Raw genomic sequence first — 8,795 nt, 5'->3', positions numbered from 1 at the left:
TTGAACCATTCCTTTATCAACCTTTTTCCATTCTTCCCCCAGATCAGAAGGGGGGTACCTTTTACGTTCCGAGTCCCAAGTATGAGAAAGAAAACTATTGACATATGGGAGATCTTTTCCGATACTCATTATGTGCATATGCACATAAAGGAAACTGGAGGATATGAGCCGACCAAGAAAAAGAAGATGCTGCCGCCGATATGAAGGTGATCGTGTGTACAAACCCAGAGGAATACCTTTTAGGGGGATGAGAACATTAGTTATCAGTCTCGACCAGTTTGAGGCAATGCGTCTCTGCGACGCAGAGGCATTAGATCAAGAGGAGGCGGGTCGCCGTATGGGTATCTCGCGCGGCACAATCCAGCGGCTGCTTTACAGCGGCAGAAAAGTGATAATTGAGGCAATGCTACATAACGACGCCATTGTGATTAATCTTAAAGAAAGTGAGGAAAGAAATGCTGGCTTGCATACCCACCAACGGAAGTGCCGGACTTGAAGACACGGTTTCTGATCACTTCGGTTCTGCGCCCTGTTTCACGCTGTTTGACAGCGAAACGAGTGAAGTAACCGTACTAGAGAACCGAAATGCCCACCACAGCCACGGCACCTGCCACCCGATGATTCAGCTCGCTCGATACAAGATCGACTGTATCGTGTGCTCTGGAATGGGGAGGCGAGCGGTTGAAGCTCTGACTAGCGAAGGTATTAAGATCTATCAGGCCGAATCTGATAAGGTCTCGGAGACAGTTAATAAGCTCAATGAAGGAAGTCTGACCGAGATTGATCCGGCCAAAGCCTGCCGCGGTCATGGCCAGAGTGCCGAGCTCACGAGCAGCGAATCTGTCCCCGCTCGCGGGCGAGGCGCCGGATACGGCCAAGGCGGATGCCGCCATCAGGGTCAAGGTTCGGAGGGTGGACGCAGGAGGGGGCAAGGCTGAACCGTGACTGCGACCAATGAAAACAGATAGAACGATACATACGCGAACAGCCCGAGAAGCGCATCCCAACTGCGCGGTTCGCAGCGCTGATGATCCTCTTGGCCTCGGCCTAGAGTCCGATACTAGTGAGGATGGTACCACGTCCATCACCGTTCGGGATGGATTACGGTTTCAGGGATATCAAGGCCGACTGCACGGGGGGATCATTTCCCTATTATTCGATGCCGCGATGACCCATTGCCTGTTTGCGAATGGGCTGTCCGGCGTAACCGCCTCGTTGAACATCCGTTTCCTTCGGCCCGTGATTTCTGGCCGATCAATCACAGTGTGTGCCCAGGTGGAGAAACAGAAATCACACCTTCACCTGCTGAAAGGCACTCTACATCAGGGCGGCGAGTTGAAAAGCAAGGCAGAAGCCAAGTTCTGGATTGTCTCTCCCGCTGCAGGATATTCTGAGTGAGCGTAAGGCTGTTGTGAAAATACACCTGGAGAATGTCTTGATCGTTTACAAACCAGCAGACCAAAGCTGTTCAGTGGCAGGTAGATACGAGCGAGATGTCTGAAATACTCGCGCTCTTTCTTGGGGGGATATTGGCAGGCACTCTTGGGGGCCTCCTGGGAATCGGCGGAGGGATCGTGCTGATGCCGATGCTGCGATTTCTCGTAGGGCTATCACCTGCCCACGCTGCAGGTACCTGCATTCTGGCCGTGTTTTTCACTACTCTGGGAGGCAGCTACCGTCACTATAAACTGGGCAATCTAAATACACGCTCAATCGTTCCCATCATTATATCAGGAGCGCTGGCCACCGTAGTATTTTCCTTCGTGTTCTTATGTCTATCGACACGAGAACGCTGGCTTGATCTAGGGATGGGACTGGTATTTTCTCTGATATCAATTCGCATGATCGCGGAAGGAATTCCAGGTCTTATCCGAGATAGAGAAAAGGAAAGAGTTGATAAAGAGATAAAAGGTACCCTGGTTCAGAAAATATCCATCGGTTCCCTGGCTGGTGCTCTGCCGGGCCTTCTGGGAATAGGCACAGGGGTAATCCTGGTCCCGGCTTTTACTTACGTCCTCTATGCACCTATTAAGGCAGCTATGGCTTCCTCGCTGATGTGCTTTTCCGTAAATGCGCTCATAAGCTCTTCATTCAAGTACGGGCAGGGATTCATCGACCTGACTCTGGCTTTGCCTATGTGTTTGGGCACGCTGCTTGGAGCCAACCTCGGAGCCATGCTCAACAAGCGCGCTTCATCTAATGCCTTGAAGTTTATTTTCGGATTGGTATTTTTATATGTATCGTTGAAATTTGCGCTTTCATTTTTTGAGATGAGGATATGAGCAAAGAAAGCGAAATTGGGATTCTAGATAAGACCATGGCCGGATTCCGGGAAATTGTAGAAAAGAACAACTTACTTGATGTCGATGTTACCGTCCTGGTCAAGCCCCTGACACCTGAGGAGGCTATCGGCATGCCCGGTCGACGGGACTTCCCGATCATAATCGGCAAAGAGAGAGTCATAGAGGCCGAATTCCTGGGATCAAACGGGCATGCCTATACCGATTCGCCACGGGAGTTTGTGGGTGTCCTGAAGGATGTGCTGAATCTGGAGCTAAACACGAATCAGAACAGGGCGATATATATTGCCACTCTTAACGCGGTGCTGGGCAGCCTCAAAATGGTAGACAAGACGGTACACTGCAAAGATGAAGAGCCTGAGGAATGCGCTCTCGATATCGCCGATTTCTTACTCAAGAAATACGGCAAAACGGATGTTGGGCTTATCGGCTTGAATCCCGCTATCGCCGAGAGGCTGATAGACGCCTTCGGCCCGGACCATGTCCATATCACGGATTTAAGCAAGGATAATATCGGTAAGCGCAAGTTCGGTGTGGAAATCTGGGATGGCAGCAAACGTACCGAGGACCTTATCGAGGTTTCGGATGTAATCATATTTACCGGGACCACGCTCGTGAATGACACATTCACTCAAATTTGGAACCTGATTCAATCTCGCAAGAAAAAGTACCTGGTTTATGGTGTGACTGCAGCAGGCGTATGTCAGTTGCTTGACATCGAAAGAATCTGTCCGCGCGGCCGGGATGGGTTGGATTTGGCTTAAACGCCAATGGGATTACTATTATCGCTGGTCTTAAAGCCTTGTTGTCGCAGTGTACTGTGCCGTTGGGTCACCGCACCCGACGGCGGAGATAATTCGGGAAGGCTGTCAGGGTCACCCGATAGCACGTTTATGTTCCGATTAAGCGTGAGACGATTGCAAGAGTCCGCGTGATCAAGAATAAGCAGCGTTTCCGAGCGTGATTTGTAACATCTCTCAAGTTTTCATCTTGACTCTAGCGCTAATGGGGACTAGTTTCAGCATGATTGAGGAGTGTCGAACCCGATGAAAATCAGTCGAGCAGCAGCAGTTCTGATCTTTCTACTTCTATCGCTATCGTTTGCTCTATTGCTTGACCACTTAGTTCATTGCGACAGCGATGATACCGATTGCCTGGTGTGTCTGACTCTGTCGTCGCTGTTTGTACCGTCTGTAGCGGTGTTTCTCCTGTATTTCATCGAACAGCTCTTTGCCCCGGAGACCGACGGCGAGATCCGGTACTCCCATTCCCTTTCGGAGCATGGTTGTCGCGCTCCACCAACACGCATTCTGGGCCGGGGCTGATCCCGGTATCTGGGCTGCCGAACGGCAGCAATTTCATCAGTAAGTAACATCGACCAGAGAAGTAAAACCGCTCTGAGGAGGAAAGTATGACTTCCAGACTTGTGGCTGTGATTGCGTTATCCTTGTTTGGATGTTCCCTGGCAAAGGCACAGACCGCATTGAACCCGGACATATCGGCTGTTGGCGACTTTCGCCTGTTCAGTCACAACGATGAGGCCAGGGATGAGCGGAAAGAAGAGGTCAATCTCGCCAATCCTGAACTGGAGTTGAATATCGGCGGTTACCTAAATCCATACGCCCGAGCAGACGTGGTGGTCGCGTGGCATGGGGATCACAACGCTGAGATCGAGGAGCTCTATGCGACCATTCTCCGGGGTCTTCCGCTCGGCATTAACTTGCGCGTTGGCAAGTACTTGTTGGAGTTCGGCCGGCTCAACCCGGTTCACCCCCATGCGTACTCATTCATCCAACGCCCTTTGCCGCATGAAATGTTTTTCGGAGAAGAGGGGCTCGCCGACATGGCAGTCCGGGCAGGCTTCCTCTTGCCCATGGGTGACGCGTATACCGAACTGATGGCCGGACTATTGAAAGGTGATATTCTGACCGGGCACAAACACCATCAACACGAAGAAGAGGGTGAAGAACACGAGGAGGCGGATGAAGAGGACCGAGACCTTGGGTTCTTCGGCAGACTGACCAGTTCCCTCGCTGTGTCAGAATCCGCAGAGCTGGCTATCGGTGCCTCAGTCGTGAACGCGGTGTATGCCATCCATGAGCATAAGGACGAAGAAGAGGATCACGGTGAGCCCAGGCAACTCCGTTCTTGGCTGTTCGGCGGTGACATCAAATACAAGTACAAACCGTCACGATACACTACGGTACAGATCGAGGCGGAGGGAATCGCTCGTATGGACGAGCAGGCGGGGGATGAAAACAACCTCACTTCATACGGAGCATACGCGTACATCGACTACCTCTTCAATCAGAAGTACAACATCGGCGGCGTTTTCGAGTGGGCTTGTAAAGAGGAAGCCGTGCATCACGACGGTGCTGAAGAACATAATATGCAGAAGCATGATACTTGGCGTGCAGGTCTATTTGTGGGATTTGCGCCAATCGAGGAGACCAGCTTGGTCCGTCTGGCTGGTCACTGGACCGAGTCTGAGGAAGGTGATGGCTTTTGGGAAGCCACACTTCAGCTTGTTTTTAGCCTGGGTCCCCATAAACCGCACAACTTCTAGGAGGTATCTATGCGTACATTCAATCTCGTTATGGCCGCGCTGATCCTGCTTCCGGCCGTTGTTGCGGCCCAGGTGCGGGTAGTGGCATCAACGGCAGATCTGGCTTACTTCGCACGCGAGATGGGTGGTGATCTGGTCGAAGTGACGGCAATCGCGCGCCCGACCGCCGATGTGCATTTTGTGGAAGTCCGGCCAAGTTACATGATGAAGGTGCAACGGACCGATGTTGTCCTAAAGGTTGGCTTGGAACTCGATTTGTGGATGGACCAGATCATCGACGGATCCCGCAATAGCAGGCAGGTGATTGTCGACTGTTCCAGGTATGTCGAACCACTCGAGGTGCCAGATTTCAAGGCTGATGCTCGCTACGGTGACCTTCACCAGTTTGGCAACCCCCACTACTGGCTTGGACCGCGAAATGTGAAGCCGATCACTGATGCGATTGTGGAGGGGCTGTGCGAGGCGGACCCAATCAATATCGAGAAGTATCGTACAAACCAGTCACGATTCCTTTCCGAACTTGAGGCTGGACTTGAGAAGATTGAGGCCAAAACGGCTCAACTGAAGGGAGTCGAGATAATCACGTACCACAACTCGTGGCCATATTTCTGTCTGTTTACCGGCCTGAGAGTTGCTGGCTTCATTGAGCCCTACCCGGGTGTTCCACCGTCGTCCACACATGTCAAGAAACTCACCGGGCAGGTTCGTCAGCGGCGCATCCGGGTTATCGGGGTGGAGCCATACTTCGATCAACGAGTACCTCAAAAAATCGCAGAAGAGACCGGAGCAGTGGTTGTCACGCTTTACCCATCGCTCGGAGCCCGCAGCCAAGATGAGAGTTACCTGCAGTGGCTCGAAGCCAATATTGACGCGATTCTTGGGGTGCTCAAGTGACCGAGTATCTACCATTCCTGATGTGGCCATTTCTGGCTTCCTTGGTGCTCGTGGGCATACACGTGTATTTCGGGCTGCATGTGATCAAAAGGGGAATCATCTTCGTTGATCTGTCACTGGCGCAGGTAGCCGCCTTCGGTGTAACCCTTGCCTTGCTTCTCGGCTTTGGACATGACAGCTTAGTCTCGTATGCGTTCGCTCTCGGATTCGCATTGCTCGGTGGGATCGTATTCACCTTCACCCGCGATATCGAAGGGAAAGTGCCACAAGAAGCGATCATTGGCATTGTCTATGCCGTAAGCTCAGCGGCGGCAATTCTGGCTGTCAGTCATGCCCCAGAGGGCGCCGAACACATTCGTTATCTCCTGGTTGGCAGCCTGCTCACGGTCACCCCAGCAGCGATCGGCAAGACAGCAGCGATCTACGCCGCCGTCGGTCTGTTCCACTGGATAGCTCGGGGCGAGTTTCTTGCATTGACCTTTAGCAGAGAAAAGAGCACCATGGCATCCAGGTGGTGGGACTTCCTGTTTTACGCTTCGTTCGCCATCGTAGTGACTTCGTCGGTTAAGATCTGCGGTGTGTTGCTTGTCTTCATTTTCCTGGTAGTGCCGTCGGTTTTTGCCGCTCTCGTCACTGAAAGAATCGGGCTTCGGCTTGTGTGCGGCTGGCTGTTCGGCTTTGTTGGTTCAGCTTTAGGGATAGTGCTGTCATTCTGGCTCGATACACCGACTGGGGCAACAATCGTCGTTGCGTTTGGTGCCTTGTTGTCGCTGTATGCAATCGTGCGGCACCTTATGAAGTGAGGAATGGTAGCCGGCGACTGCCTTATTGCTCTTGGGCCGCCGAATTCATCGAAGCGAAGAGCATGCTTCTACTGAAAGGGCACTAATAAGAACACCGAATACAAAGGACATGCCATCTCTATCCGGCATTATCAGTTGCGGTTGCCGGAACTTGAATGTTAGTAGGAATGTGTTCCGAGAACTACCTCTATGCCAAACTTCTGTTCCAAGATTATTTTGAGATCATCGAAGTCAATCGGACAGTCGGCCGTCTTCATTGCCAGCTTCATGCAGGTTCCAAGATGAAGAGTCTCGATTGGCCTGTCGAGACTTTGAGTGATTTCACTCAGTAGCTTGACCCTCGGAAACGCAAGACCCGGGCAGTCTCCGCAATCGGTCATAGCAACTAACTCGATCTCTTCGTAACGGGCGAACTCCCCGTTCTTCTCCGCCATTCCTTTGTAGCATTTCGCACAGGCGATGCAGGAATGATCCTTCACACGTTTGCAGTAGAGTACTGCGATTCTTGACATGATATTCTCCTTTCTAACATTGCGCTTGTAGCGAACCGACCATGTTGCCGGATATCCTGCCTGCTGAATCTCAGACGTGTCCTTGGCGGCAGGAAGGGTTTCGACAGCGAGATTCCTGGCGGTGAAATAGTGATTGTTGAACGCATGAAGCAGAGTCGTGTGTTAATGAGTCACCTGGATACTCAATTCTTTACAAGTAAGACCGCCCAGTCGCGTATCAGCTTCGGATGGTCAACTACTGAGAATCCAGCTTGCTGCGCGGTGGTTTCAACAGATATGCATTCATCTGCCGAGGCATGATGTCTGGGCTCCACAATCATAAGCTTGCCACCTTGTTTAAGCGCGCTGTGCACTTCGGTCATAAGCCTGGCAGCATCAGCTGCATGGTGCACCACATAAAAAGCCAACGTGAAATCAACCTGACCCGCCATATCGTCGATGTTTAAGCTGTAATCACTACAAACTCGCGTGTTCATTCGTTTCAACAGCCCTGCTTTGGTCGCCTGCATTTCCAGGTTCTTGATTGCATCGGCTTGAAGATCGACACAGATGACTCCCCCATTCTCCCTAACCATCCTGGCCATCCCAAGACTGAAAAACCCCCCACCGCAGCCAATGTCAAGTACCGTCATGCCCGGCTTCACATAATTGCGCAGGATTCTCCGAGGATTCTGAAAGAACGGCCTCAGAGGCCCAGCTCCCACGATGTGGTCAATCCACCTCGATAAGATTCTGGCAAACATATTGCCTCGCCTAATCGATATTCTCCTGCAAACGTACGTTCGAGATACACACTCCCACACCCATACACAATATAGCGGGTGACACTAAGACTGCAAACTACTTAGTGATGATCTTGGAAACTACCTTCAAATGCGGTATACTACTTGGTGGAGGTAACCCGTGATTGTCAAGGAAACCCGGTTGCAATGAGCAAGGACACCCCGTACCAGATAGACAGAGATGCCATCAGAGCCAATCTGAACAAGTACACGAGGCAGGCATACGCTATGCTCCCGGAGTTGGATGAGCCCCGTATTCTGGATATAGGGTGCGGTTCCGGCGTACCGACTATTGAGTTGGCAAGATTGAGCAATGGCGAGATAATCGGATTGGACATTGATAAGACCGAATTGGATAAACTTGCGGGAAAGCTCGAATCGCAGAGACTTACGGACAGAATCAGAATCGTGGAATGCTCAATAGCGAAGTTGGATTTTCCGAACGGGAGTTTCGATATTATCTGGGCGGAAGGATCAGTATCAGCAATCGGCTTCAGAAAGGGGCTTGAAGAATGGCGGCGGTTCCTTAAGCCGAATGGGTTTCTGGTCGTGCATGACGATATACGGAATATCGAGAAGAAACTTGACCAAGTCTCCATCTGTGGCTACGAATTGCTTGGGCGTTTCATATTGTCTGATGAGGTGTGGTGGAATGAGTACTACGCTCCACTGGACAGGCGAATCGAGGAGTTACGCAATCAACATGTTGATGATCCGAACCTATTGACGCTCCTTGAGAAGGAACAAAAGGAAATCAACGTGTTCAAGAAGAACCCTCGGCGTTATCAGTCAGTATTTATAGTCATGAGAAAAGGACGAAGAGTCCGACAGCAGCTGAGAGCAGATGCATAGCCAAAACGGTTGCGTTGAGGCACTGATTGTGCAATAATGTGTTTGCATCGGAGCGATTTTGCCCGGCGAAACGCAGGTCACAGTAT

General features: G+C 51.4%; 12 protein-coding genes. 9 read left to right on the top strand and 3 right to left on the bottom strand.

Going from position 1 to position 8,795, the window contains the following annotated elements; genetic code table 11:
• Positions 1-163 precede the first annotated feature (163 nt).
• From KKH67_00785 to KKH67_00765, 5 genes are all read left to right on the top strand, one after another.
• A complete protein-coding gene (locus tag KKH67_00785; GenBank protein MBU1317707.1) occupies positions 164-496 on the top strand; it encodes a DUF134 domain-containing protein in 333 nt (110 codons plus the stop codon).
• Positions 456-938: a NifB/NifX family molybdenum-iron cluster-binding protein gene (locus KKH67_00780; GenBank protein ID MBU1317706.1), complete on the top strand. Its 483-nt coding sequence runs from the start codon at positions 456-458 to the stop codon at positions 936-938. Before KKH67_00785 ends, KKH67_00780 begins: the two co-directional genes overlap by 41 nt.
• Before the next feature lie 16 nt (positions 939-954).
• The gene (locus KKH67_00775; protein ID MBU1317705.1) at positions 955-1,398 is read left to right on the top strand and encodes a PaaI family thioesterase; all 444 of its coding nucleotides are present in this window, start codon (positions 955-957) and stop codon (positions 1,396-1,398) included.
• Between the two features lie 95 nt (positions 1,399-1,493).
• Positions 1,494-2,282, top strand: coding sequence for a sulfite exporter TauE/SafE family protein (locus tag KKH67_00770; protein ID MBU1317704.1), 789 nt, complete (start codon positions 1,494-1,496; stop codon positions 2,280-2,282).
• Positions 2,279-3,064, top strand: a complete 786-nt coding sequence (locus KKH67_00765) for a hypothetical protein (GenBank protein ID MBU1317703.1) — start codon at positions 2,279-2,281, stop codon at positions 3,062-3,064. Before KKH67_00770 ends, KKH67_00765 begins: the two co-directional genes overlap by 4 nt.
• A 357-nt stretch (positions 3,065-3,421) precedes the next feature.
• Here the strand turns inward: KKH67_00765 and KKH67_00760 are convergent, their stop codons facing one another.
• Complete coding sequence (locus KKH67_00760) at positions 3,422-3,583, bottom strand: hypothetical protein (GenBank protein MBU1317702.1); 162 nt, start codon at positions 3,581-3,583, stop codon at positions 3,422-3,424.
• 128 nt (positions 3,584-3,711) lie between these two features.
• On the opposite strand from KKH67_00760, the gene KKH67_00755 reads away from it, so the two are divergent.
• Genes KKH67_00755 through KKH67_00745 form a run of 3 tightly spaced genes read left to right on the top strand, consistent with a single transcriptional unit; the run spans position 3,712 to position 6,563 of the window.
• Positions 3,712-4,866, top strand: a complete 1,155-nt coding sequence (locus KKH67_00755; protein MBU1317701.1) for a hypothetical protein — start codon at positions 3,712-3,714, stop codon at positions 4,864-4,866.
• Between the two features lie 9 nt (positions 4,867-4,875).
• A complete protein-coding gene (locus KKH67_00750) occupies positions 4,876-5,760 on the top strand; it encodes a metal ABC transporter substrate-binding protein (GenBank protein MBU1317700.1) in 885 nt (294 codons plus the stop codon).
• A 20-nt stretch (positions 5,761-5,780) separates the two neighbouring features.
• The gene (locus KKH67_00745; protein MBU1317699.1) at positions 5,781-6,563 is read left to right on the top strand and encodes a metal ABC transporter permease; all 783 of its coding nucleotides are present in this window, start codon (positions 5,781-5,783) and stop codon (positions 6,561-6,563) included.
• A gap of 158 nt (positions 6,564-6,721) precedes the next feature.
• On the opposite strand, the gene KKH67_00740 is transcribed toward KKH67_00745, so the two are convergent.
• Both KKH67_00740 and KKH67_00735 read right to left on the bottom strand, forming a co-directional pair.
• Positions 6,722-7,075 carry a CGGC domain-containing protein gene (locus KKH67_00740; protein ID MBU1317698.1) on the bottom strand — a complete coding sequence of 118 codons (354 nt, stop codon included), beginning with the start codon at positions 7,073-7,075 and terminating at the stop codon, positions 6,722-6,724.
• A 182-nt stretch (positions 7,076-7,257) separates the two neighbouring features.
• Positions 7,258-7,818, bottom strand: a complete 561-nt coding sequence (locus KKH67_00735) for a class I SAM-dependent methyltransferase (protein MBU1317697.1) — start codon at positions 7,816-7,818, stop codon at positions 7,258-7,260.
• A gap of 186 nt (positions 7,819-8,004) precedes the next feature.
• On the opposite strand from KKH67_00735, the gene KKH67_00730 reads away from it, so the two are divergent.
• Positions 8,005-8,709 carry a methyltransferase domain-containing protein gene (locus KKH67_00730; GenBank protein MBU1317696.1) on the top strand — a complete coding sequence of 235 codons (705 nt, stop codon included), beginning with the start codon at positions 8,005-8,007 and terminating at the stop codon, positions 8,707-8,709.
• The last annotated feature ends 86 nt before the right edge of the window (positions 8,710-8,795 follow it).

It is taken from the genome of Candidatus Zixiibacteriota bacterium, from assembly GCA_018820315.1.
In the GTDB taxonomy this organism is placed as follows: Bacteria; Zixibacteria; MSB-5A5; order JAABVY01; family JAHJOQ01; genus JAHJOQ01.
Note: the sequence above shows the minus strand (reverse complement) of the source record. Positions and strands in the feature narration are given on the sequence as shown.